This is a genomic window from Pseudoalteromonas sp. AOP31-A2-14 (assembly GCF_052378035.1).
GTDB lineage: Bacteria > Pseudomonadota > Gammaproteobacteria > Enterobacterales > Alteromonadaceae > Pseudoalteromonas.
The window spans coordinates 204,963-231,239 of record NZ_JBQSXI010000002.1; the positions used below are offsets into that span (position 1 = coordinate 204,963).

At 38.7% G+C, this 26,277-nt stretch carries 21 protein-coding genes, 2 pseudogenes and 1 other annotated feature; of the genes and pseudogenes, 5 read left to right on the forward strand and 18 right to left on the reverse strand.

Annotation, left to right across the window (positions count from 1 at the left end; all coding sequences use genetic code 11):
* Window positions 1-52: 52 nt before the first annotated feature.
* Window positions 53-1,021, forward strand: coding sequence for an IS30 family transposase (locus ACT3S9_RS16785; RefSeq protein WP_086959932.1), 969 nt, complete (start codon window positions 53-55; stop codon window positions 1,019-1,021).
* An 80-nt stretch (window positions 1,022-1,101) separates the two neighbouring features.
* On the opposite strand, the gene ACT3S9_RS16790 is transcribed toward ACT3S9_RS16785, so the two are convergent.
* Window positions 1,102-1,506, reverse strand: coding sequence for a hypothetical protein (locus ACT3S9_RS16790; protein ID WP_444751128.1), 405 nt, complete (start codon window positions 1,504-1,506; stop codon window positions 1,102-1,104).
* A gap of 95 nt (window positions 1,507-1,601) precedes the next feature.
* On the opposite strand from ACT3S9_RS16790, the pseudogene ACT3S9_RS16795 reads away from it, so the two are divergent.
* A pseudogene (locus ACT3S9_RS16795) lies at window positions 1,602-2,429 on the forward strand (IS3 family transposase); the annotation flags it as partial.
* A gap of 34 nt (window positions 2,430-2,463) precedes the next feature.
* Here ACT3S9_RS16795 and ACT3S9_RS16800 read toward each other — a convergent pair.
* The 15 genes and pseudogenes from ACT3S9_RS16800 to ACT3S9_RS16870 form a co-directional block, all read right to left on the reverse strand.
* Window positions 2,464-3,203 (reverse strand): annotated as a pseudogene (locus tag ACT3S9_RS16800) (IS3 family transposase); the annotation flags it as partial.
* Between the two features lie 60 nt (window positions 3,204-3,263).
* Window positions 3,264-4,241 carry an ATP-binding protein gene (locus ACT3S9_RS16805; protein WP_444751129.1) on the reverse strand — a complete coding sequence of 326 codons (978 nt, stop codon included), beginning with the start codon at window positions 4,239-4,241 and terminating at the stop codon, window positions 3,264-3,266.
* 9 nt (window positions 4,242-4,250) lie between these two features.
* Entirely contained in the window at window positions 4,251-6,107 is a 1,857-nt protein-coding gene (drmB, locus tag ACT3S9_RS16810) for a DrmB family protein (RefSeq protein WP_444751130.1), read from the reverse strand.
* 2 nt (window positions 6,108-6,109) lie between these two features.
* Window positions 6,110-6,892, reverse strand: a complete 783-nt coding sequence (locus ACT3S9_RS16815; RefSeq protein ID WP_444751131.1) for a helicase-related protein — start codon at window positions 6,890-6,892, stop codon at window positions 6,110-6,112.
* 60 nt (window positions 6,893-6,952) lie between these two features.
* Window positions 6,953-8,172 (reverse strand): IS3 family transposase gene (locus ACT3S9_RS16820; protein WP_223230517.1). Its coding sequence is split into 2 segments (ribosomal slippage): window positions 6,953-7,884 and window positions 7,884-8,172, totalling 1,221 coding nucleotides; the frame shifts between segments, so codons are not numbered across the junction.
* Window positions 7,778-7,894, reverse strand: a sequence feature (AL1L pseudoknot). (Overlaps the previous gene by 117 nt.)
* A 47-nt stretch (window positions 8,173-8,219) precedes the next feature.
* On the reverse strand, window positions 8,220-11,117 hold the full coding sequence (locus ACT3S9_RS16825; RefSeq protein WP_444751132.1) for a helicase-related protein: 2,898 nt from the start codon (window positions 11,115-11,117) through the stop codon (window positions 8,220-8,222).
* Between the two features lie 13 nt (window positions 11,118-11,130).
* Window positions 11,131-12,837 carry an NERD domain-containing protein gene (locus tag ACT3S9_RS16830; protein WP_444751133.1) on the reverse strand — a complete coding sequence of 569 codons (1,707 nt, stop codon included), beginning with the start codon at window positions 12,835-12,837 and terminating at the stop codon, window positions 11,131-11,133.
* A complete protein-coding gene (locus ACT3S9_RS16835; protein ID WP_444751134.1) occupies window positions 12,837-13,448 on the reverse strand; it encodes a hypothetical protein in 612 nt (203 codons plus the stop codon). The genes ACT3S9_RS16830 and ACT3S9_RS16835 overlap by 1 nt, the downstream gene beginning before the upstream one ends.
* A gap of 50 nt (window positions 13,449-13,498) precedes the next feature.
* Entirely contained in the window at window positions 13,499-15,043 is a 1,545-nt protein-coding gene (gene tnpC, locus ACT3S9_RS16840) for an IS66 family transposase (protein ID WP_443490041.1), read from the reverse strand.
* A gap of 39 nt (window positions 15,044-15,082) precedes the next feature.
* Window positions 15,083-15,436 carry an IS66 family insertion sequence element accessory protein TnpB gene (gene tnpB / locus ACT3S9_RS16845; protein ID WP_024605589.1) on the reverse strand — a complete coding sequence of 118 codons (354 nt, stop codon included), beginning with the start codon at window positions 15,434-15,436 and terminating at the stop codon, window positions 15,083-15,085.
* Window positions 15,433-15,738 carry an IS66 family insertion sequence element accessory protein TnpA gene (gene tnpA / locus ACT3S9_RS16850; RefSeq protein ID WP_443489032.1) on the reverse strand — a complete coding sequence of 102 codons (306 nt, stop codon included), beginning with the start codon at window positions 15,736-15,738 and terminating at the stop codon, window positions 15,433-15,435. The genes tnpB and tnpA overlap by 4 nt, the downstream gene beginning before the upstream one ends.
* Window positions 15,739-15,783: 45 nt before the next feature.
* Window positions 15,784-16,314, reverse strand: coding sequence for a hypothetical protein (locus tag ACT3S9_RS16855; RefSeq protein ID WP_444751135.1), 531 nt, complete (start codon window positions 16,312-16,314; stop codon window positions 15,784-15,786).
* 245 nt (window positions 16,315-16,559) lie between these two features.
* Window positions 16,560-17,381 carry a hypothetical protein gene (locus tag ACT3S9_RS16860; RefSeq protein WP_441992978.1) on the reverse strand — a complete coding sequence of 274 codons (822 nt, stop codon included), beginning with the start codon at window positions 17,379-17,381 and terminating at the stop codon, window positions 16,560-16,562.
* A gap of 1,326 nt (window positions 17,382-18,707) precedes the next feature.
* Entirely contained in the window at window positions 18,708-19,811 is a 1,104-nt protein-coding gene (locus ACT3S9_RS16865; protein WP_441992979.1) for an HNH endonuclease, read from the reverse strand.
* Window positions 19,808-20,407, reverse strand: coding sequence for a class I SAM-dependent methyltransferase (locus ACT3S9_RS16870; protein ID WP_441992980.1), 600 nt, complete (start codon window positions 20,405-20,407; stop codon window positions 19,808-19,810). The genes ACT3S9_RS16865 and ACT3S9_RS16870 overlap by 4 nt, the downstream gene beginning before the upstream one ends.
* Window positions 20,408-21,042: 635 nt before the next feature.
* Here ACT3S9_RS16870 and ACT3S9_RS16875 point away from each other — a divergent pair.
* From ACT3S9_RS16875 to ACT3S9_RS16885, 3 genes are all read left to right on the forward strand, one after another.
* On the forward strand, window positions 21,043-21,342 hold the full coding sequence (locus tag ACT3S9_RS16875) for a helix-turn-helix domain-containing protein (protein WP_441835158.1): 300 nt from the start codon (window positions 21,043-21,045) through the stop codon (window positions 21,340-21,342).
* Window positions 21,332-22,537 carry a type II toxin-antitoxin system HipA family toxin gene (locus ACT3S9_RS16880; RefSeq protein ID WP_441835159.1) on the forward strand — a complete coding sequence of 402 codons (1,206 nt, stop codon included), beginning with the start codon at window positions 21,332-21,334 and terminating at the stop codon, window positions 22,535-22,537. The genes ACT3S9_RS16875 and ACT3S9_RS16880 overlap by 11 nt, the downstream gene beginning before the upstream one ends.
* A 739-nt stretch (window positions 22,538-23,276) precedes the next feature.
* On the forward strand, window positions 23,277-24,164 hold the full coding sequence (locus tag ACT3S9_RS16885; protein WP_441992981.1) for a tetratricopeptide repeat protein: 888 nt from the start codon (window positions 23,277-23,279) through the stop codon (window positions 24,162-24,164).
* 340 nt (window positions 24,165-24,504) lie between these two features.
* Here ACT3S9_RS16885 and ACT3S9_RS16890 read toward each other — a convergent pair whose 3' ends face one another.
* Complete coding sequence (locus ACT3S9_RS16890; protein WP_441992982.1) at window positions 24,505-25,212, reverse strand: nuclear transport factor 2 family protein; 708 nt, start codon at window positions 25,210-25,212, stop codon at window positions 24,505-24,507.
* A gap of 62 nt (window positions 25,213-25,274) precedes the next feature.
* Complete coding sequence (locus ACT3S9_RS16895) at window positions 25,275-26,015, reverse strand: ferredoxin--NADP reductase (RefSeq protein ID WP_441992983.1); 741 nt, start codon at window positions 26,013-26,015, stop codon at window positions 25,275-25,277.
* Window positions 26,016-26,277 lie beyond the last annotated feature (262 nt).

Here is a 26,277-nt window from a genome sequence, read left to right on the forward strand (position 1 = left end):
GATGGCCAGCTGTTATAATTCGGCCATTTTCTCGCCAAAGGAAATTGCTTTAATGAAATATAAACAGCTGACACAAGAAGAAAGATACCAGATTTACGCGTTAATAAAAGCAGGAAATAACCAAAAGCAGATAGCTGAAGAACTAACTCGTTCACCGTCATCTATTTCTAGAGAGCTAAAACGCAATAAAGGACTTAAAGGCTATCGGCCTAACCAAGCCAATAACTTTGCTGAACAAAGACGTAAGTCATCTTTCAAAGCAAGTAAGTTAACAGAGGACGTCACTCACTGGATTAATAAATTGTTGCATGACGGACTTTCCCCTGAGCAAGTGGCAGGCCGCTTAGCTTTAGAGAAACAGGTCGTTTTACATCATGAAACAATTTATCAATATATTTACAGAGACAAGGCTCGTGGTGGCAAGCTACATAAGACACTCACTCGTGCATGTAAAAAGTATAAAAAACGCTATGGAAGCTATGATAAACGTGGACAGATAGTTAATCGAGTCAGCATTGATGAACGCCCAAGTATTGTGGATTCAAAGTCTAGGATTGGTGATTGGGAGGGCGATACAGTGATAGGTAAAGGGCGTAAAAATGCGCTTGTCACAATGGTTGAACGTAAAACGTTATATACAGTCGTTCACAGAATTGAAAGCAAGCATGCGAAAATAACAGCCGATGCGCTGATCACGTGTATGACACCATATAAAGGTAAGGTTATTACCGTGACGTTAGATAATGGAAAAGAGTTTGCTCACCATGAGCATGTTGCACAAAAATTAGAAGCTGATGTGTATTTCGCTCATCCCTATTCATCATGGGAGCGGGGCATAAATGAGAATACCAACGGCTTACTTAGACGCTTCTTCCCCAAGGGAACTGACTTTATGGCGCTAAGTGAAGCAGAGATACAGGCGGCAGTTGATAAGCTCAACCATCGGCCAAGAAAAACAAGAGGGTATAAAACCCCTCATGAATTATTTACGGGGCAATCAGAAGTTCTGGTGGCTGCATAATGATTGCACTTAATACTTGAATTCAAGCCTGAACAAAATAGTGTCAAGGCTGAGAGTGCATAACGTAGTGATCGCGACAACTAGTTTGACAAACACCGATACTCGTGTGTTTGCAGGAATACGACCTCTTTACTTGAGCCATACAGTGCCCGCCATTTATGAATTCGACGCTCTAATGTACGCCGTGAGCTAGGGTTAAATTTGTCGGTGTGAAACTCGCAAAGGTGATCAAAAATTCCCACCGGAGTTAACGTTGCATCACCTTGAAGTAGAGGGACAACAATACTGTCCCAGATAGACTCAAGTGGATCTATACGCGTTCGCCATTGGCGTTTATTAGACAATGGCTGCTCATCCAGTTTATCAATGCGCCTTGCTGAACGTTCTGAAATACCTGCTTTCGCAGCCGCGATAACTTGGCTATTACGTTTTCTATGTTTCATATAAATAGTGACCTGCTGATCAGTGATTCGTGTTCCCGGCACAGTGAACTCCTCCGTTCTGCTGTACCGAACCTTATCAGATCAACCGGCCAAGATAATTGTCGCTAGACCGGCCACCGTAATTGTCGCTTAATACCATCGTTAATAGCGATGATTTTAAGAGCTTACCACCAAGCCAAATCGTCCCTACATTAGCAGATGAGGGTATTTATCTTGCTTCTGAATCAACATATTATCGTGTTCTTCATGAAGAAAAACAGCAAAACGCTCGCGGACGTAGTCAGATAAAAGAGAGAAAAGTACCGACGACACACTGTGCTACAGGGCCAAACCAAGTGTGGTGTTGGGATATTACTTGGTTACCAGGCCCCGCTAAAGGGCTGCATTTTTATTTATATTTGATACTCGATATATTTAGTCGAAAGATTGTTGGATGGGAAATTCATGATGACGAATCAGCAGAAAATGCATCAATATTAATTAAGAAAGCTCATTTAAAAGAAGGAGTTAAAGATAATCCTCTGGTACTGCATTCGGATAATGGAAGCCCAATGAAAGGCTCATCAATGCTTGAAACACTTTATAGTTTAGGTGTCGTGTCGTCTTTTAATCGTCCTAGGGTGAGCAATGATAATGCTTATGCTGAGTCGATATTTAAAACGTGTAAATATCGCCCTGACTATCCGTATAAAGGGTTTTCAACAATTGATGAGGCGCGTAGTTGGGTGTTGAAATTTAGCCACTGGTATAATTTTAACCACAAACATAGTGGCATCAAATACGTCAGCCCACATCAAAGGCATTCAGGATTAGCGGGTGACATATTGGCTAATAGAAAAGAAGTTTATCAAGGTGCTAAAGATGCTCACCCTGAGCGCTGGAGCGGTAATATCCGTAATTGGGATTTACCAAAAGAAGTGTACTTAAACCCTGAACAAAATAGTGTCAAGGCTGAGAGTGCATAACGTAGTGATCGCGACAACTAGTTTGACAAACACCGATAATCACAGCGAGGTAAAGCCATCCTTCGCTGGTCATTAGATACGTGATATCACCTGCCCATTTTTGGTTGGGCTTATCGGCGGTAAAGTTCTGCTCAAGTAAATTAGGGGCCACAGGTAAATTGTGTTTACTGTCGGTGGTCGACTTGAATTTACGAGCTGCTTTAGCTACTAAACCCTGACGTCCCATGCTTCTGTTGATGGTTTTTACATCATGTTTATTCCCTTGCTCCGCCAGCTCGACTTGGATACGTCTCGCACCGTCTCGCTCTTTACTGTCAACAAATACGGCTTTGACCTGAGTATCTAACATTTGCTGTTGTTGTTTGCGCTTACACACGTGCTCACATGATTTTATCCATGCATAAAACCCACTTGGCGATACACAAAGTACCTTAGCCATTCTGATAACGCTGAATGTGCTTCGGTAGCTTTGCATAAATTCAAATCGTGTTATTTTTGATTTTTCGCGAAGTAGGTGGCGGCTTTTTTTAATATGTCTAGCTCCTCTGCTTGCACCGCTAGTTGGCGTTTCAAACGAGCATTCTCGGTAGCTAACGTACTTTCTCTATCTGATGTAGATGCCTTTTTCAGAGCAGCAGTTCGCCAATAGTAAAGCTGGGACTCTGCGACACTTAATTCTCTGGCAGCTTGAGCAAAACCTACTTTACTCGCCAGCTTTAGTGCTTCTTCTTTGAATTCTTCTGAATAGGATTTACGTTTGGTCTTAGTTGTCATGTTTCACCTCTATGAGTTAGTTTACTCACTTAATGAGGTGTCCAAAACTATTGGTTCAGATCAAAGTACCTTAGACATTTTAGACGCTGAGCTTGCTTTAGCATAATCTTGAGCTTCTTTTTCACCACAAGCAATAACATCTTTTAATATATCCGAAAAATGCTTAGGTGTTTTATTTAGTTCCAAACCTATGAAAGTTCCATTAAAATCAAGATCATCAATTGACTGTTTTCCTAAAGCACTAATTAACCTTTTTGAACCACTTCCCAAAGTAAAGCAGCCAAAATTAGTGACTACTTCTGATAAGACATAGAGACCATATCCGGAGTTGTCATATATATTCTCAACACTTGTAATATCATTTGTGGCCGATATCCCTGGTTTTATCGCTAAGTTGATAGCATCTTCATCATTTAATAATTTATGCGAACGATTCAAGCTAGATAATAAGCCTATACCTTCATCTACAATAGCAATTTCTACTTTACCATTTCCCCATCGCTGACCACATATAAAGCAATCGTCTGCTTGCGAGTGCTCAAAAACATTTCTAACTATTTCTCTTAATGTATAAAGGTAAAACCTATGTTCTTCTGTATCATACTTAGTTCCAGCTAAAACATTTGCAAGACCTCTAACAGATGAAATTATGCTTTCATACCAATTATCTAAAGTATCAAACTTAGGCTTTTCAATTTTAATTATTGGAACATATGTTTCAGAGCCAAATGCTTCACCCATTTTTTTTCCGACATTTTTTTTTGACCCGATAAAGTCAAAAAAACCCAGATGTCCCAAATAACTAATGGCTTCACTATTTATAACTTTTTTAAAACCAGTTCTTAGTTGTTTAGATTCACGCGCAGCTCGCCACGCTTTTAATTTTGAACCTATTATTAACATTGAAGTAGGTGTAGAAAACTGTAACTGGTTTATATCAATGTAAATATCTTCAGTTAAAAAATTACTTTCAAGTTGTTTAAAAAATATTACTGTAGTTTCAAAGTTAATATTTTTTGGTAAATATATAATTAGCATAAAAACCTACTACACTTGATCAAAAAAGCCTGTTAATTCTGAAATTGTTGCATTGATTGTCATCCTATCTAGTAGGCTGTTGAAAACCTCGCAGGAAGTTTCTGGTAGCAAAAGGCAATTATGGCAAGCAGCTAAATTAAGTCCATTAGGGCCTTGCCCCCCATGATGCCCTGTCTCATAACATATAGGATCAGAACTACACCATGATGCATTAGAAATAGCCTTGTGAATAATTGCTTCGAGTTTCCCTGGTTGTCCTATTCTAACTAAACCCCCTAATGAACCTTCTGAATCCCCGGAAGCTGTGTAAATAAGTAAACCAAACATTTTTCTATTGTCTTTATTGCTAACATAAAGTCTTTCCCTTAAAGAGGCTGTACTGTAGCCACTATCATAAATTAACTGATTTATTAATAAATGAGAAAAACTATGTATTAATAAAAATTCAGGAGTTAGCTCTTCAAACTTATCCAAATAACCATGCTCTTCTTTTTTATTCATCAAATTTATGAACGTATCAGTTTTAGCATGTTCTTTAGACCATGCTTGGATACGATCTGCATCAAACTCTATATATATACCTTCCCCATGACTTTGCACAGCAGGTAACCACTGATCAATATTGGACGGTTCTGCCCACAACATTTTTTTATATTCATCTGTAGTTTTATTCGTAGCAGGTGAAATACGATCAAAGCCATACATTGTTTGTGTAACCGTTAATTTTTTTACTAAGGATATATGTGAAATGTATTTAGGAATCCAATCTTGGTAGCCATCTATCTCTTGTGGCTGAACAGATAATGTAGTCTCATTAATCCCTTCTAAAAAGAACTTTCTTTCTTGTGATCTATATTCTTCTTCTGTTTCACAATCTAAATCTTCTATGCCTTTTTCTTTTAATTCAAAATAATCTATTAAACTTTTATCTGTATATTTTCCGTTTAAGATTCCTCCCAAAATTTGAACTTTAACTGATATTTCCCCAGCCCCATTCACACGAGATTTTTGTGGTTCAGTTAGTTCTTCGAAAGATTCATGAATATCTATATATATTCCATTCCCTTGGAAAGGAATATGGATTGAAGAGTCTGTTTTTGAAAAATATACATTAGTTGATTGTCGTAAGGCTGCTACTGGTACTTTACTGCAGCAATCAGACGCACTCTCACCTAACCATGGGCTACTGCCATTACAGCTTATTTTTGCTTTTGATAGCGTGGATTCAAGTACTCCTTGCTCATTTGGTCCACTTTGAAATATGCCTTTTAAGGATACTGCTCTTGTATTACAAGTTTCACATTTAACCCTAATATTGGATACAGAAGAACTCCCTGTTCCTTCTAACTTCAATTGGCACTTATCAATTGAGCAAGATCCTTTTGTATGATGATTCAGCCAATCGAACCAAGGAAAATCATTTATATGGCCATCTGCACATAAACTAATAAATCGAGACTGAAAGGCGGGAGCTTTACATTTGTCACAGAAAAGCTTTTGTTCACTACAGGCACCTTCATAGGGAATAGATAAAGCTTGGCACTTAGTGTTACTGCAAATATGCCACAAAGGGAACCTTTTAGCCGGAATTGGCACTCTATTTGTTACACCATCTTCTAGTACCTTAAAGTCGGGAGGGACTCTAAAAGATTTAACGCCAAGCTTTTTTTGTAAACGCTCATCCGAAAGTTCAAACTTTTTAATTGTACTATCATCTAGAGGGTTTTGAGTATTATCTGATTCAAACCAATGATCTAGACCACAAGTGATCATAGATACTCCATCTTTATTGATCTGCATTGCTCCTGTACCAAAAGTATGAATCAATTGTCCTTTTCGAGTCTTTACTTTGCTTTTATTTCCCATAATTACCACTCAAAATCATCTTCAATAGGTTCATAAGCTTGGGGACTTATCCAAACTACCGCTTCACCATCCACATTTCTCATGCTTGTAGGGCATTCAAACTGATACCTTTTTCGGCCACTAGCACCGAAAGGACAAATAACATCGCTTACTTCAGGATCAGTTTCTGGTTTTAGATGCCCCCAAGAACTTGATTTTATACCTTTAATCTTCCACCACTTCAGAAACTTTTTATTAAAATAATTGACCAAATCTTTTCTTTCAGAGTTTGAGATTGCTGAAGCTCTAACTTCTAATAGCTTTTTAAACCAATCCTCAAAAATACTAATGTCGATATCACTTGGTACTGCATCTATTGATGAAAATTGTCTAGCATATGCAATCATTTGAGCAGAGAAACCTCTTTCTATTGCTGGCTGTGAATAAGGAGTTACAGAAGATGGTTCAACCTGCGCGTACAATGACTGGTGATATGATCTAAAATCTTCATAATGTGATTTATCCCTAGGCTTCGCATTATTGTATATTGTTGTAACTAGTCCGGGCCTTTCATTTGCCCGTCTACCAACACGACCAGAAACTTGAATATATTGTGCAGTAGTTTTTGGTTGCCCTACAATGGACATTAAGGACAACCTATCTATATCAACACCAACTTCAATGATACTTGATGCAAGACAGAAAGGCGTTATATCTTTTGCTAGTAAAATATTTAAAAAGCAAGAAAAATGATGGGGGATTTTTATCTTTTTTTCTTTAAGTTTTGCTCTAAGGTTATCTAACAAAATATAATCTTCTACTAACAGTGAATCGCCCCGAGTTCATCGGAGACCAGTTTGTTTAAGTCAGGCCACTTTACCTGACTCGTTTAAATTATCATAGTAGTCTGTTTCATATTGAGCTGGTGAAATATACCCAATTGAAGATAATAAGCGTTGATTATTAAACCAATTGACCCACTCTAACGTTGCGTATTCAACAGCATCAACATTCTTCCACGGACCATTTCTGCGAATAATCTCTGTTTTAAATAATCCATTTATTGTTTCAGCCAATGCATTGTCATAAGAGTCACCCACACTGCCTACAGACGCTTGAATTCCAGCTTCAGCAAGTCGCTCAGTGTATCGTATAGACAAATATTGGCTGCCTCTGTCGCTGTGGTGAATTAACCCTTCGGGGTTGCCACGATGCCAAATAGCTTGCTCTAACGCATCAAGAATAAGCTCTGTGTGCATTGTCGTTGATACACGCCAACCTACAATGTATCGTGAAAAAACATCTATCACGAAAGCGACATAAACAAACCCACTCCATGTGGCAACATAGGTGATGTCAGCTACCCAAAGTTGATTTGGCTGCTCAGCAGTAAATTGACGATTAACTAAATCAAGTGGCTTATCTTGTTGCTCGTCAGGTATCGTTGTCTTATGTGCTTTACCCCGACGAACACCTTGAATTCCCATAACTCGCATCAATCGTTCGACTGTACAGCGGGCGACTTGATGGTCGTCAAGCTGTAGCTGCTTCCATATTTTTCTTGCACCATAAACTGACATATTATCCTCCCACACTTCGCGAATGAGTATTATCAGCTCAGCATCACGCTTTTTGCGGTTAGACAGTCGCTCAGGCTCTCTTTGTATCTGTTTATGAGAATAATACGTTGATGGTGCAATCGGCAATTCCTTGCAAATTGACTCGACACCGTAATGCTCTCTACAAGCATCAATAAAATCCACTATTACTTCTGTTTGCGGTCGAGCTCCGCTTGGGCGAAAAAAGCGGCAGCTTGCCTCAGGATATCATTCGTTCGCTTGAGCTCTTTATTCTCGCGCTCTAAGACGGCAAGGCGTTCTTCAGTTGATTGCGTATTAGAAGAGGGTTTAGACGGTTGAGCTTGAGATTTCTTGACCCATGCTCTAAGTGTTTCTGGGGTACATCCCAGTTTATCTGAAATCGATACTAGCGCAGCCCAAAGAGAAGGGTATTCATGCTGTTGTGTGGTAACAAGCCTAATTGCACGTTCACGAAATTCTGATGTATAGCGATTTGATTTTTTCATAGTTCCAGTTTCTCAAGTTATTGAGTCTCTGGCAAACACGGGGCGATTCACAGACTATTTTTATTAGTAATGATATTTAATATTGGGGCTGTGAACGGGACAACCTCAGGTGCAATTATGTTGAGAGTGTTTAGTTCATCTGCAAAGTTATTATAAAAATCATTATCAAATTGCTTATGCTTCAACTCTCTTTCTAATAAAGTAATAGCAGCAGGTATTTCATCATCTTTAAGCCGACTAGTTAGTTCCATTCCCCCATTTAAAAACCTCGGCAGAAGAAACTTTGGATACCTTTTCTTTAATTCTAACAGGTAGCTTATAATATCAGCTTGAAATAAAGTTAATGCACCACCTAGCTCTCTTATACTGTTATAAAAACTTAACAGAGTTAACCAAGGATCTCTTTTATCGATTTCGACTCTATTTGAAGCAAATAGTAAAGCAGAATGTGCTCTTACTTGTGTTGTTAAAATAGAGCCTAAACCCGGAGCACATATACCTACATATTTTCTACCTGGCGTTAATCGTCCTTTATCTTCTCCATCGTTAAACCTCTCATATTTAGAGAAAAAAGAATCTTCTGCATCTAGGCCCGGAGGCGGGAATATCTCTGTTCGAGTTCTACCGTAAATTTTTTTAACTTGATCTTCGAAGCCCTTAGTTGTTGCCGTAGCGCAAACAATTTTTGGTCGTATAGTCTTCCCCGAATTAACCTCCATAGAACAAAGCTCTTCGACCAACGGCTCATAATGACCAACCATTGTTCCTAAAGGTCCGGTAATAAGGTGTAATTCATCTTGAATTATTAACTGGGGAGGCATTAAGCTCCTTTTGCCATTATCGTCGATACCAAATAAATTTCGTATTTTGGGTTCCCAAGTTAACAATGCAAATTTATCTACAGTTCCAATAACGATTGTGGGTTTTACATCATAGATATCTTCATCAATAATATATACAGGCAGCCCTTTGCTAAAGCCACATGTTTCATCTTCACATATGAAAGAAACTGTCTTTTGGGTAGTGTTCTTTTTGTATCCAGAAATAAAAGGGGTTTCTTTACCTGAAATCCCCATCTGAGCGCTACAGTACGGGCAACGATCAAGAAGAAAGGGGTTATCTACTTGTCCTTTACTTACAATATTCTTTTTAAGTTTACTCAGCTTTGCACGAGCGTCAGTCCTTTTATTGGGAGTATTTTTACTTCCAACCCATAAGCCTATACTGAACTCTTCTCCTTGAATCTTATTTTCTTGCCGAATTACTTCCAAACAACAAATTAGAGTCGCGGCTCTTTGCAGTTGTTGAGCGGTTAATAATCTCAAGGTATACCTCATTAAAACTTGGACACCTTCTGATTTTTCGCCATAAACTAGCCTAGAATAAAGTATGGTGAAAGCAGCTAACCCTAAATAAGCTTCGGTTTTACCACCGCCTGTTGGAAACCAAATCAGATCAACCAACTCATGCTCTTCATGCTCTAGGTCAACAGCACCACTTATACACATAAGCAAGAAACCAATTTGAAATGGCCTCCAAATACCTTTAGCGTTTTGGTTTTCTTTAAACTCATCAGGAAACGAAATTTTCTCATCCTGAATAACTGCTTGTCGTTTTGTTTTAGGGGCACGTTTTTGCTGATCAAACATTGCTTTGTTAGTTAATTTAAAGGCTTGTCTTGCTTTATCATCGCTCTTAATTAAGTGTAAGCCCTCTTCAATTCTCATTAAAGCTAGCTGACATTTACCAATATGAATTAATGATTGTTCCTTTAGTTTTTTTTCTAACTCTGGGTTTTCATGTTTGATTTTTGATGCATGTAGTTTTTGAGAATCAATCCATTTTCTATACCATAAAACTAATGTATTTAATTGTTGTTCACCAACACCTCCTATTTCGAAGTTAGATAATGCCTCCATAGAAATTTTTAATTTCTTTCCTTCATTTTCAATATCTGCTGTTATGCTGGGCGTTTCAAAAGTTGGTAAGGCTTGAGTGTATATTTCGCAAATAGCATCAGCTTTGGTATATGGAGGTAACTGCCAGTCAACTGCAATTCCGTGTCCTTTTCCGAATGTAGGGGCGCTTCGGTAGAGTAATTCATTACTCAAGTCATCAGAAGAGCTTGGTAATTGAGCTGGATAAGGAAGTATGGCTTGTGTTACTTCTTCCATTGAATCGAGTGTATTAACCAATAATTCAGATTGAAATAAGCTGATTTCATTTTTAGTTGTATAACTAGCAGCGCTGGATATTACTATGTTGTTTCTATTTACCAAGGCGGCTGTAACAATTGATTTCCCATGATATTTCCTAACAATTCCTTCAATATAAAAATTAGCAAATCTAGGCTCATCATTATATTTCTTTAGCGCAATTTTAAAAAAATTATTTTTAAACACAGCCTCAATTTTAAAGTTAAAATTGACTGGCTCTCGCTTCCACCACTTACATGAATATCCTTCATCTGTTTTAACTGTAAAAGCTTTATAAAATGCTCCTCTAACATGAAATTTTAAAAATTTCGCTTTCTCTAAATCAACCAAGAAGGACAAACCAATACTAGAAGGACTTCTCGCATTTGCTAGCGAAATATCAAAATCATTATTTCCTTCAGAATAATTAACTTTAATTTGCTTGGACAAGGGTTGAACAACGTCTGACTCTTCTGCATTATCTTCAGGGGAAAAACTTTCTAGACCTTCATCATCAATACTATCTAGGTTATTTTCGATTGGATAAATAACACCAATACCATACCGTTGTAATGGTGGTAACTTTAATATCTCTTGGTTATCTGATGCACTTTGTAGTGGAGTGTTTAGTTGACTTTTTTTTACTGTACCGGCCTGCCAATCAAAACTTTCTCCGTATATACAAGGCCCTATTAGTTCTTCTTGGAGGGTTTTTAGAATAATCTGATCTCTAACTTGTGATCCATTCATTTCCATTTCCTTTTTAACAGTTTAGGATGTAATTCTTTACTTTCTCATCGAGTAAATAAATTACGCTTTCAGTTGCTCTACTGGCACCTGTATATAAGAGCTTTTTTGAAGCATCTGTTTCTATTTCATCAAAATCAGTTAATATAATAATTGGGGCTTCTAATCCTTTAAACTTATGAATAGAAGTAAATTGCACTGCCTTTTTTAGAAATGAAAATATGCTAATTTCTAATTCGTGTGAATATTTCTGAGCAATTGATTTTGACTCAGAAACTTTTGATAAAATAACAATATCATGACTGTCGAAACCAGAAACTTGTAACTTTTTTATTTGTTTATCAAGTATTCTAAATTGTTCTTTCTCATTAGAATAAAAAAAATATTGAGACGCAGAAATAGGCTTATTTGTTCTTAAATATTTAGAATAAGGACTTGTTAGTCCTGAAAGCGAAAAATTCAGATTTGAAACTTCTTTTAGGTTTCTACAGTTAAGAGACAAATTAAAGCTGGAGAATTCATTAGATCTAAATTTTAAAGATTTAAGTAGATCATCTTGTTGATATAGTGAATATAAATTTTGCAAATTGAAATCACCGAAAAAATTCCATTTTCCACCAGCAATCCCTCTCAAAATCACTAGCTCCACGCAATCAATCCAGTTTTCATTGCTGATAATATCCTGAGCTTCATCCATAACCAAAAACGTATACTTACTAGGTTTATCGATAAGATTTAAATACGCCTCATTTGGTAGCACATCAATCCAATAGCTTTCTGTGCTTCTATCATACTTATTTTTAAATGGCTCACTAACGTTACTCTCTAAAAACTGTGTAATAGAGAAAATATCAATATAGGAATATGGTGAAAGATTTTGCAGGTATCTAGTTAGGAAAGTATTCTTACAAAGAAATAGAACCTTGTGTCCTTGCTTCGCAGCCCGAAAAGCAACCTCCATAGCCAAAACGGTTTTACCTACTCCCGCAGGTCCTTTATAGACAACTCGCGGATTGTCGGCCATTGCATCTAAAGCTACAAATTGTTCTTGAGTAAAATACTCCATATCTTGTTCTAAAGTTTTTCGAAAAGAAGCTGCAAGTGGCAAACGTTCAATCTGAGGCCTGATTATTTCTAAAAGTAATTTAATGTCATTATTATTTGGGCGAGAATTATTTGTAGAAAACCATTTTGCTGTTTTTGTTTTATTCAACTCTTTACGTTGCGACTTTGCACGGCTAAGTAAAAGTTTTGATATAGGTGTTTTCCTATACTCTCTTGCTCCACAGAAGTCTCTTGAGTGCCATTCTATGCTAGTGTGGTGAAGTTCCGTATGAGTAAAAATAACCAGAGGAAATATAGGAATATTACTTAAGCTACTATTTTTAGTATATATATAATCAAGAAAGCTAAATATTGCATCATTAACTTGCTTAAACGGGCCTCTAAATTCAGCTTTTCCATTCTGGCCTAGATGCCAAAGTCCATTGTCAAACTTAACAGAACGATGCGCTTTAATTTCAATTGCAAAGATACAGACTTGAGGAATGATCACTAAAAAATCAATCTCACCCATCACTTGTGTTTTATGATGTGCGATATTTAAAGAATGTAATATAGTCCAATCTGAAGTTCCGGAATCATTTTCTAATCTAGAGAAAAAATGCTTCTCTCCATCGCTAGGAGTATTAGGATCAAGAATCCTAGGAATCATATTAGCCATTAATTAGCCTTCAAAGAAAGTATCTGAGCTTTTAAGTTGCCCACAGAGATTTCATTTGTCATTGGTAATTTATTGACTAACAAGTCGTTGATTGCTTTCCTTATTATTTCTTTTGCAACGTCTGACTTCTTATGACCTAATGAAATAGAATTACTCCTCATGTTCCTTGCTAGCTTATAGAAAACATCAATTTCTTCCTCACTATCAATGCCTGCAAAAGTTAGAACTGCTAAATAATCTTCTCGTCCAATAGGTGCGATAGTGGAAGATTTCCTCCAGTTTTTAACATTTTGCTCAGTTGCTTTTTGTGCACCTAAATCTCTTAATAAATTTGGTAATTCGTATGGACGATAATACTCTCTCAATGGTTTTTTCCATTTTTCCATTTGATTTCGGTATTCTTGATTAACATCTTCATGGCTCATTTTCGAGTAATCAATATCCTGAACTATGTAGGATATATTGTGGAGGCTGTCATTTTCTTCAAATGATCTATTTTCTATAGCCCCTTCTGTATTTATAGTTATATAGCTTTTATTTGTTTGTATGTAATTTAAAGTTCCATCTACCCCTTCAACTTCTTTACAAGTAATATGAGAATGTATCCCCATAATTTCCTCAATATCTTGAAGTAAAGTAAGCGCGCATTTAAGCAGTGCGCTTAGCTATAATCGAAGTCTAGCTGCACATTCCACGGCATTAGGTCGGTAAAATCATCATCACCCACATCTCGATTCGGCAACGTTTTAAATAAATGCACAAAGTAGTAATACGGATTGATGTCATTAGCACGACACGTCATCACAATACTATAAAGTATCGCGCTGGCCTGAGCACCATTAACCGATTTTGAGAATAGCCAGTTTTTTCTACCAGTGGTAAACGGCCGAATATCTCGCTCAGTAATATTATTATCAATCCCTAGTTCGCCATCTTCACTATACCGCATTAATTTCGGCCATTGATTAAGCGTGTATTTTATCGCTTTGCCAATATAACTCCCCGCCGTTACTTTACCTTCGGCTTCATCAAGCCACGCTTTAAAGTGCATTAATATGGGTAAGGCTTTTTCTTGTCGTAACTGATACCGCGCTTGAGGAGATAACTGTTTGTTTTTAGCGTGGGTTTCCAGTTTATATAATTGGCTGATAAAGCTGATGGCTTTATGCGCTCGACCTTTGTTTTTCGACTCTGCTTTTAAGGCATCGTTATATTTGCGTCTAGCGTGTGCCCAGCAACCAACAGGGGTAATGCCTTCAATACCGTCATAAACACGGTAACCGTCGCACTGTAAATAGCCTTGATAACCGGCAAGAAATTCTTTTGCGCAAGCGCGACTTCGACCTGCTTGGTAATCGTAAATCACGACAGGCTCACGGCTGACCTCATTGCTGCGATAAACCCACATGTAGGAATTGCTGCTAGGGTTGTCACCTTCATCTAAGACTTGTGTACGGGTTTCATCGGCACATAAACTGTGCTCACTAAGCAAGTGACGTTGCATGGCTGCCACTAAGGGGCTGATTAGCAGGCCCGCTTTAATACACCAATTAGCTAATGTTCCGCGCGATAGTTCAAGGCCGCCACGGCCCAGTATGTCAACGAAACGATAAAGCGGTAAGGCATCGCAGTATTTGCCCGTAACAACCGCCGATAACGCTTCTGGACTCGCAATGCTGCCAGGAATAGGCTGCTTGGGTTTAGGCGCGGTGATTATTTTACTGGCCAATTGTTCATGCTCGCAATGTCTGCAAGCATATTTAAATTGTTTGTGCTTAATGACACTGACTTTCGCCGGAATAATCTTCACTTGCTCGCTGTCTTCACTACCACATTGATGTAGTTGTTCACCGCAACACTGACACGTTAACTCGGTTAAGGTGTGCTCAACCTCTTCTCGTTCAAAGTGCTCAGCCAGTATTTGTTTACCTTTCTTATGGTGTTTAGGCGGCTCAGTCGTTTTATGCTGCTCCGCTTCATTGAAGGTGCCCCGTGGGGCTTTTTCACTTTTTTTACCGTATTTTTGGGATTTACTTAACTTAAGCTCAGCAAGCAAGTGGTCAATCCGCGATTGCATTTCAACCTTATCTTCTTGCAGTGAAATTTTATCTTTTTCTAAGCCATCAAGCTTAGCCTGCATAAGTGCAAGCTGATTTTGTAGTTCGGTGATGAGAATAGTGTCTGGCATTTTAATAGCATGACACATGGGAAAGATCGTTCAAGTAAAAAAAACGATCTGGTTAATTTACATCACTGATAACCCTGATAAAGTTGAGTGGCGGGTTTTATTATTTACCGGTAAGCCAGATAATAACCATTGTAACTGCCGTTGTTCAATCCCCATGGCTACGTGTGCTTGAGCATGATTTGGCCATTGAAATCGTCCTTGCTCTAAGCGACGATAATAAAGCCAAAAACCATTGGTATCCCAAAACAAAATTTTTAATTTATCGCGTTGTTTATTACAAAAAACGAACCACGCTTGGCTTAAAGGATCGAGAGATAGGGTATCGCTGACAATAATACTTAACCCATTGATTGATTTTCGCATGTCGGTGAATCCCGTGACCAAGTAAACTTGGTGGGTGCAAGGTGTCACAGTACGCTCAATAATTTGGCTAGCGTTTGGTTAGCTAATGTCGACTCGAAGTCTATTTGATAGCCGTTTGGTGTGGTGAGTTTAATGATTGAAGGTTGCGTAAAGGCTTGCTCATGAATAACAAACGGGATCACCTGTTGCTTTTTAACCCTTATCGTTTCGTCAGAAAGGCGTTTACGCCAAACATAGAAAGTCGATGCGTTAATGTTGTTATCACGACAAAATTGAATGATGGCTAAACCACTCGATTTTTGCTGCTCAAAAATGCCTTGCCAGTGTTTTATTTTTTGCTGTTTATTCATAATTACCTCAGGTTAATATGCTGAGTAAATTATGCATAGGTAGCATTAATATTGGTATGTGGGTTTAATTGCGCGCTTACGAAGTAAAATCGTTTCTTCTGGAGGTTGTGAGTCCTTCCAGTCTATATATTTTTCATTACCTTGAACAACTAAAAGCTCAATTGATGTCGACATTTTATTATTACTATTTATGCCAATATCTAACTTTCCATTAAGTTTAAACATTTTCTCTTCGAAGTTGGAGTTGCCAACTGTAAAGGGTTGAAGGACATATGTAGTTTCGGAAGATGGATAGGCTAAAAAGTCTTTTATCCAGTAGCTGGGAGCTATGATAAATAAAGGGCCATTAATATAATTTTCTCGTATTGTTTTTTTATATACAGGATAGATAAAGTCTCTTATTTCTTCATTCATTAATGAAGAAATAAAGTTCCAATGCTCAATATCTTTACAAAATATAGCTATTTCTTTGGTTTCTAATTCGTAAGCTCTAGTTAAAGATTTACAAATAACTGCCTTTACATCAATGAAAGAAACCAACTGATACAATGTTTTAGCATTCGATAAAAAGTCCATTTTAAGACGAGTCTGTTTACAATACTCCAAAGTATCTGTTAGTAATTTTCTATCTATCGGCAGACCACTTAACAATCTACTTAGAATTGATTTAAACCTCTTAAATACCGACAGACGGAGTTCATCTTGATTACAATCTGATCTTAGCTTATCCAATACGTTAATGTATTCATTAAGAGGACCATAATTTAGGTTTATGTACGTAATATGTGAATTTGAAAAATGGCTCCACTGAGACTCGTGCATTATCTGATACTCCATATAGAAATAGGTGTTGTTACAGAGCATTTCTCAGCGGGAGTTTTTAGGTCATGAGGAAGCTCTTCAAGTTTCCATATCTTTTTATTTTCTGTATGAAGATATAACTCGCTTATTTCTGAATTAAACTCCTCAAATCGACTAGAGTTTGAAGATAACAGAATTATATGTTTTTTATTCTCGATAGTGTCCGGGATCGAGTTTATCCAAATGTAATTGTCATCATCTGATGATTTAACATAGCGAATCGGTAAGAAATTAATCCTATTTTTAAACTCTTCAAAATTTTCAAATCCAAGCAACTCCATAAAACTGGAACCATCACTATCTTGCTTATTTAACCAATATTCGAAATCTCTTCTAGTTGAAATAATCGTTGGAAACTTTTGTCCTGAATGTTTTTTTAACCTAGATTTAGGAACATCTCTTTGACTTATCCAATCATCAGACTTTTGATCTTTTGCTAAAATCGCTTTTTCTTCGAATAGTGAAGCTGATTTCCAGCTTGTGCATATTGAAGATTTTGATCCTTTGATTTCATTGTACCAATAGCTAGAAATACCACCTTCTGTTTGATAGCTTTTTATAGTCACTCTTCTGAACTTACTTCCAGTGTCTATTGGATAGTAAAAATTGGTACCCGACGGATAAGGTGAAGATATAAATTTTCTTGACTCAAGGCAACACAATAGAGCTAGAAGCTGAGGGTTTTTACAGACGATGATTGCACAATCGTACTCACCATTACCAAAGGTTCTGATACTAAGCTCTTTAATCAATAATGCTTGACTCTTTTTGTACATACGCATAAAAACTTCCTAGAAAATAACCACCAATCTACCAGCACACTCCAACTCCCCGTGATCACACCCGAAAGTTATAAATTGATGAGTAATCACTTGCATGGATGCAAGTTAAGCCGTGACTTCGCCATGGATGGCGAATACACGGCGATTACGTTCACATCAATTTTTAACTTGAGGACACAGTGTGATCCTCGGGGCGCCGGGGGATTCCAAAGGGCGGTCGGCGGCAGCCGCCCTTTGGTTGCCATCGCCAACGCGATAAAACCTCGAATAGAGGTTATTAATCCCTTTCCCAAACCATGTAAAAATCATGGTAAAAGCGCTTTTCGCGCGAGCAAGCTCTACGCCTACAAGCCAAAAGCGCGAGGTAAACTCCCGCCTACATTCATAAACACCAATCTATCAACACACTCCAATTCCCCGTGATCACATCCGAAAGTTATAAATTGATGAGTAATCACTTGCATGGAGGCAAGTTAAGCCGTGACTTCGCCATGGATGGCGAATACACGGCGCTTACGTTCACATCAATTTTTTACTTGAGGATACAGTGTGATCCTCGGGGCGCCGTGGGGTTCCAAGGGGCGGTCGGCGGCAGCCGCCCCTTGGTTGCCGCCAGCAATCTGGCATAAACCTCGAATAGAGGTTTCAATCCCTTCACAATCCCTAACAAAACCATGTAAAATCACGGCTAAAGCCAGTTCCCACTAAACCAATAAATTACATTGACGCGCTAAAGCACGACCTACAATTAAAAAGCTTCGCTTTTCGCGCGAGCAAGCTCTACGCCTACAAGCCAAAAGCGCGAGATAAACTCCCGCTTACATTCATAGACACCAATCTATCAACACACTCCAATTCCCCGTGATCACACCCGAAAGTTATAAATTAATGAGTAATCACTTGCATGGCGGAATTTTGTTCCCGACAAATTCCAAGTACCTAAATCCCTTTAGGCAATTTAAGTTAAGCCGTGACTGGCACATGGATGTGCCCTACACGGCGCTTACGTTCACATCAATTTTTAACTTGAGGACACAGTGTGATCCTCGGGTGCGCCGAGAGAGTCCAGAGAGAGGTCGGCGGCAGCCTCTCTTTGGTTGCCATCGCCAACGCGATAAAACCTCGAATAGAGGTTTTTAATCCCTTTACCAATCCCTAAAAAACCTTTAAACAATCACGGCTAAAGCCAGTTCCTACAAAACAGAAGCGCGAGGTAAACTCCCGCCTACAATACAAATTCAAAAGCTTCGCTTTTCGCGCTAGCAAGCTCTACGCCTACAAGTTAACGCGCGCGGTAAACTCACGCCTAAAAACCAAACTTCACGCCTATGCGTCATACCTTGGCTTACCTTCTGCCACTAAACTAAGCTCGGCATCTCTATTAAGATATAAACCCACACCAGCGGCTTGTTCAAAGCTATCTTTTGCTAACCACAATTTAGTGCTGTTCGCCTGTGCTACCTGATACGCCCAATCACTTACTGAACGTGATTTATCAGCATCACAATTAAAATAATCACTGAGTTCACGGGTTATATGCTGGCTATTTAAAACCAAGTTTTGTTCTTGCCAGCGTTCGCGGTGTAACTGCGCAGCTAAAAAGTCGCGTTTGCTGTTATTACAAGTACTGTGCGCCGCCACAAAGTTGTGGCCTAAATCGTTCGCGTAGCGGGCAAACGGTATAAAGTGATCAACCTCGGTTTTATTGTTCAACGGCTTTTGGCAATAAAAACAATTGCCATGCTGCAGCTCAATTAGCACAGGTTTAGCTTTACTCAACGCGTTGCGGTCAAAGCCAAATAAAAAGTCGTGCAGTTGGCTTTGTGGGCCAATTAAGGCTTGGTTATGTTTAATACTCTGAATTTTTTGCAGCCACGCATTTTTAGCCAAGTACACCACCAAATCATAAAAGCGCCGAAAACAGCTAGCAATGCCAGCATTTAAGGTGATATGTGGTTGCCCTTTAATGTGTGGATATAAAAAGCACTCTTCTTTTCCATTTAGTTTTTGTAATAACCATAACGGACCGTCTTTAATAGTTTGTAATGTTGTTCTTCGTATTGCTTTCCAATCATTACCCTTCATTAGCTGGCTTACTGAATTAATATTATTTAATTTTGCATCGTGTAGAGTCGTTATTATTTTGGCTTGCTTTTTAGAGTTGGTATTTTGTAAAAGTAGCTGCTCTCTATCATTACCAACAGAGCCAAATGGTGAAGCCTGGTGCCAATATAAAGTAATAAATTTTTCGACTAATTCATCGAATGTTATTTCTAGCTGTGCTTGTGGGTCAATATGGTGTTTTTCGATACTGATATCAGCCAACGCATGCAGCAACGCAAACTTATACGTTGCACTAAAATCACCTTCTACCAGCATACGCTGAATGTAGGTGATAAAGTCGAGCTGTTGCTGCATTGCGCCATTCATAAAACAGGCACTGCTCTAATTAATGAATTAAGCCATACTTCGCTTTCGCGCCCTGGGCGTTGATCAAGCGTTTGCCATTGTTTTATTATTTTAAGCTCAGTGTGCTGGGTAATCAGCGCGGTTAAGCCCTCTTCATTTAAATCAGTAAATTCACGACCGTTGTGCACACGTTCTTGCGTGCCGTATTTAAACGACACATACAAAACCCCGTTTGGTTTAAGCGCGTGTTGCAGGTTTAAAAACACCTGTGGTAACTCAGCTTTTGGCACGTGCAATAAGCTAGCGCAACACCAAATACCATCGTAGTGATTACTGCAATCAAGCTGCTGAAAGGTGTTAACTTGAACGGGTTGTTGTAAGTAATTGCTGGCAAGCTTTGCAAGTTCTGCGCTTGCGTCAAACGCGCTAACAGTAAAGCCTTGCTGTTTAAAATACGCGGCATCGCGCGCACTGCCACAACCGGCATCTAAAATACGCCCGTGTTGTGCAACGTGCGGTAAAAACTCAGCATAAAGCGCCGACATATCAACATTAAGTGTTGAGTCGCTAAAGCTTTGTGCGTTTTGATTGTAGTAACTGAGTGTTTTATTAGGCACTAATTCTACCGCTCCTTGGTTAATTAATAATACTTAACTACTAGCTTGTTAAGCTTTCATTAAGTTTAATCCTAACCTAACATGAAAATGCATTAAAAATATAGAGTTTTCCGATAAGTACCATGCACATAGCCTGTTAGCGGTACAAATTAAGAGTTTAGTTTTATATTGGCATTTGGATCAAAGGTCGCTAGGTTCTAGGGAAGTAACTAGGTGCTAGGGTTATTGCCGAAGCCCGCGCTATATTTATCTTCTCAGTGTAGCGAAGCGTCTCGGTGGTAAAGTTAATTTTAAGTGATTTATCCACCACAGAGGTTATGAGGCGCTGCGCTGAAGAGGAAATGACAAAAAGATCCTAGATTTTAGAAAAGTGACTAGGAACTAGGGTTAATTCGTCGCCCAAAGCTAGTCGTTTGAAACCCGCGCTATTTTTATCTTCTCTGTGTAGCTAAGCGCTTCTGTGCCCTCGGCGGTAAAATTGGTTTTAAAAGCAATCACAGGCGGAAAAAGGTGCTAGGTGTATTCGCAGCTCGATTCCCGCATCTCAACGCTGATCTTTTAAAATCACCTTGCAAACAAAGAAAATACCGCTAAACTAATCAATAACAAATTAATGACCGATTAAGTAGTCACTTATGCGATCTGAACAAGCATTAAAAATAGCCCAGCGTTTCGGAGATTTAATTCGCCAGCACCGTACTCTGCATTACACGCAAAGCACGTTTGCCAAGATGATTGGTGTGTCACGTTCCACGGTGCAAAAGCTTGAGCAAGGTGAAGTGGTTAAAAGTGACATTTTGTTTGAAGCGTTAGTGGTATTGCAACTACAAGGCTCGTTACTTGATGAAATAAACGAGCTGGCCGCCGATGTTGGTGGTTACAACACGCGCCAGCGTAAAACCAATAAAGCGCAGGTTGTTAACGATGACTTCTGAATGCTATGTCTTTATTGATGGATTAGAAGCCAAACCGGTCATTTGTGGCTTTTTTAAATTAGACACTAAAACTGGCCGTGGTGAATTTAATTACGGTAAAAGTTATTTAGCCCGTGCAGATGCGTTTGCGCTTGATCCTATTCACCTACCTTTAAAGCCTGGGATATTCAGCTACCAAGCAAATAAAGGAGTGTTTGGGGTGTTAAGTGATGCCGGCGCTGACTCGTGGGGACGTAAGCTCATTTTATCGTTGCACAATACTAAACCACAAAACGAATTAGAATTTTTGCTCGCGGGGTCGGGTTATGGTGTAGGCGCCTTGGTATTTAGTTTGTCGCGCAGTGCGTCAAAACATAAAACCAATAAAAACACCTTGGCTGATTTAGCTTTACTCGATCAAGCAAAAGATAATTTATTAGCGAATAAAGCAATTTCAAATGAGGCTAAAAAAGCCTTTGAGTTTGGTCAAAGTATGGGGGGGGCACGGCCAAAAACATCAGTACAAATTAAACAAAAGCTTTATTTGGCTAAGTTTAATCGCCCAGACGATTTATTCAACCTAGTTAGAGCCGAACACGCGGCTATGTGTATGGCAAAAGAGTTAGGTATTCGTACAGCTAATACCGCTATTCATGAAACTGAAAACGGCGATGTATTGCTCATTGAACGTTTTGATGTAAGCAAAGACTTACCAACTCATCACTTTTTAAGCGCCAATAGCTTACTGCAAAAGCCTAAAGTGGCAATGAGTGATTTATCGACTTATTATTCGTATGGTGAACTTGCCGAGTTTATTCGCCATTATACAATCGAGTTTGCTGATGATGCCACAGAGCTTTATAAGCGCATGGTATTTAATGCCTTTATTGGTAACACAGATGACCACAGCCGTAACCATGCATTTTTATACTGCTTTGCTGATAAAACATGGCGGCTAAGCCCTGCTTATGACATTACCCCAATCAATAACTCAAAGCAACATGGCATAGGACTCGGTGAAGATGGACGTTTTGCCAGTATAGATAATTTATTATCGCAAACAAAACGTTTTGGTTTGAATGTTTCACAAGCGACAAAAATAATTACGCAGATAGAACAATATACAAGCCAGTGGCGCGAACACTTTCAGCGCTTTGCTAATATAACTGATGATGACATTACACGATTAGAAAGCGTATTGCCCAAGATAAAATAAAGACTTAAAAAGCAATCAATGGCAGGCTAATGACTGACTTTTAAGTCATTAAGTTGTATTTTTAATACCTTACCTCTTGCGTTTTAGTTGCTTACTTTATTGAGCTTTAGTTCACGGCTGTAGCCAGTTTCTACTGCCGCAAAGCCCATTTAGACGCGATATAAAATAGAGCCAACATGCACGTGTTATTTACGGATGCTCATTACAAAAAAACCATTATTTTACTTTTATAACGATAGCCCGCATCAGGCATGGTGCCAATATTTAATGGCGTTACGTTGTTATTATTAAATTTAAGCGCAGCTAATTGCTTACTGCTATTGGGGTTTCAAAACCATCTCCTACTGTATTTAATATTAAGTGCTCAGCTAGTTCAACATTGTCACGACCACAATTAGACGATATTGGTACGCCATATAATAACTGAACGAATTAGTGTCGCATTTTACCACTGAAAAGTTTTAGTCTATGCGCTTAAGCCGAGTCGAATTATGTAAAACTGAAATTTAAAAATAAAATTTAAAAAAGCTTTTACTATTAAGTAGTTGTTCAGCCAAATAAGATTACTATATATCCTAACTTCTGTTGATTCCCCTGATGACATTTGTTGTTTAAGCAGTTTTGCCAGCTCTCCCCCTGAGCTGGCTTTTTTTTGCCTTATTTACGCTAGTGCCATTAGGGTTGACATGGTAAAGTGCGGCTAGTTGATTTAACTCCATTCTATTTTCTAGGTATTACTATGCGTAATCACTTACTGGTATTTGTTTTTCTGTTTATTTCTATATTTTTTTCAACGCAGGCGCTTGCAGCAGCACAAAGCTCAACGCGAACACCCGCAGAGGAACAACAAGCGCTAGATAAGCTTAACGAACCTATGTATAAACCACTTATGGAGCGCTATATACTTGATGAGCTAAAATCAGTTCGCCAAGATCAACAAAAACTCCGTGAAGATGTCACCAAGCAAGTAACTCATGCGCAGCTTGATACGGCCGATCGTGCGTTAACTTACACCACCGATACAATTAACAACGTATTTTTTATTATTACGGCCACCGCGTCTATTTTAGTATTAGTGGGCTGGAACTCACTACGTGATGTTAAAAATAAAGTAGAAGATATAGTAAATACTCGCGTAAGTGTGATCACCGACGAATACGAAGCACGCCTTAATACATTTGAAGAAAAGCTACGTGAGCGCTCTGAAGAAATTTTAAGTAACCAACAAAAAATATCAGTCACTAACGAGGTTCACTCATTGTGGATGCGCGCTAATTTAGAAAGCGATATTTCGAACAAAATTGAAATCTTTGATGAAATATTAAAACGCAAGCCAGAAGATGTTGAGGCCATTGCCTACAAAGCCGATGCTCTATTAGAGCTTAACCAAACTGAAGAAGCGATTGAGTTGTGTAATCAAGCGATTGATTTTGACAGCGATTATGGCTATGCCTACTGGCAACGTGCGTGTGCTTATGCGCTAACCCATAAACATACCGATGCGCTTTCTGACATTAAAATGGCGTTAGAATACTCGCCTAATTTGCGCAATGAATTACTGCATGAGAGCGCGTTTGCAAGCCTACATGATAACGATAGCTTTAACGCTATTTTAGCAGGCAGTTAGCGCTATTTAAGCAAGGGTGTAACGCCTCGGGTGAACAGTTCATCAAGCTGCTCATCAAGCTGCTCATCAAGCAATCCTTTACTGATTTTGAAGTGTGTGGAGTAAGCCTCGGTTGGCGCTTATAAATTACGCCCCGAGGCACTGTATTACCGTATTACTGTATTGTAAGGCCGGTTTGGCTTTATCGTAGTGCGGTAAACTGGTTGGTAGTAAAGTCAGGCGTCATTAACTGCTTATAGCCTAGCCACAAACGTATTAATATGATCTATGCCAGTAAACCCAAATGGCATCGTTGTTGATTCTTTATAACTCTACTCACTAAACAAATAACCTGAAACAGTTATTTAAAAAAGAGCACTTTGGTGATCTTGCCATTTTCAACTTGATAACTCGTCACAAGTTCAGCACGTTTATCAACCACTTTAGGGTCTTTTGAACAGGTCTCTGACAATTCATGGTCAATAACTATATTACCATGCACAATGCGTTTAATAGGCGATGACTGAATACACTTGAGTTTTTTAAACATAATGCCATAACGGGCAATCAGTTTTTCTTTACCTTTAAACAACAGTTCGTTAGGAAAAGCATAAAACTCTACGTCTTCGGCATATAAGCTAATAAACATTTCAATGTTTTTGGCATTATAAGCGGCAATCAACTTCTCAATAACCGCGAGTGACTCACGTGATTGTTTAGCTTTAGTTTGTTGCCTTTTACTCAGCGCTTTTTTTGCTTGATCTATGGCTTTTTCAGCTTCAGTGACCGCAACAGCCTTTTCTTGCTGAGTTTTTGGCTGCTCTGTTATTTCAGCGGCTTCGCTACCTATTACTTTAGAGGCATCTTGCACGGGTTGTAATGGTTCAACTTTTACTTCAGGTTTTGATCGAGACTTTGAAGGCTCATCGGCGTTTTTCTCTATTACCGCTCTAGACTCCGTTAAAACAACTTCTGACTTTTCTTGCTCAGGCTCATCTACAGACGCTGATTCAACAGCAAGCGACTGCCATGAAAATAATAAAAGGTAAACAAAAAGTAACGGTTTCATAGTATTCCTGACTAATTTTAGAATCGCTAAAATAACAAATTATCGCGCTTTACGATAGTTTTTTACCAATATTGCTCAACGGTTATATGCCCAGGCTCACGCCGGCGGTTGCGTTGGTAGCCAAGTTCATTAAGCATAGCGGTTGTATCTTTTACCATTTGCGGGTTACCGCAGATCATAAATTGCGCATTATTTGGCATTGTGGGCTCAGTTGCATACTTAAACAGACGCCCATCTTTAATGGTATCAGTAATTCGCCCAGATTCACCATGTTCAGGCTGTTCACGACTAACAACCGGAATATAAGTAAGTTTGGAATAGGTTTGTTGCAATTGCTTTATTTTTTGCTGATAGCTTAAGTCCGTGTTAAAGCGCACCCCATGCACAAGGTACACCTCATCAAACTGCTGCCACACATCGCCTTGCTCGATAATTGATAAAAACGGCCCTATTGCAGTACCCGTACTGAGCATCCACAATTGCTTACTTTTGGGGATCTCATCAAGGGTAAAAAAGCCCGTAGCGCGGCGCTCTATCATTACGTTGTCACCGGGTAATAGCTTTGCAAGTTGTTGTGACAACAAACCATCTTCAACGTTAATAAGGTAAAACTCTAAGTCGTTTGAGCTTGGCGGGTTCACATAAGAGTAGGCCCTTGCTATGCGCTTATCTCCTATCGTTATTGACAGTTTCGTAAATTGGCCTGCTTTAAATGGGTCAACATCGGCGTTCACTATTAAACTAAATAATGTGTCTGTCCACCACACAATATTTTTTACTTTTGCATCTACCCAGTTCGACATAATAGAGTCCTTTAAAATTGGTATATACTTTATATAACAGTGGCAAGGGAAAACAAGAGTGTCAATGTTTGAGCATGTGCGTATTACTTATAAATAGTACTCGCTTGCTCGTTCTTCCAGATAAAAAAGTAACATCGCACACATACCAAAATTAACGCGACTTTACTCTTGCCAATTTTACGCTCGTTAACTGTTTTAACCTATAAAAAAAGCCGCATAAATGCGGCTTTGAGCGGTTAGTCTCACTAAATTTGGCGTGTTT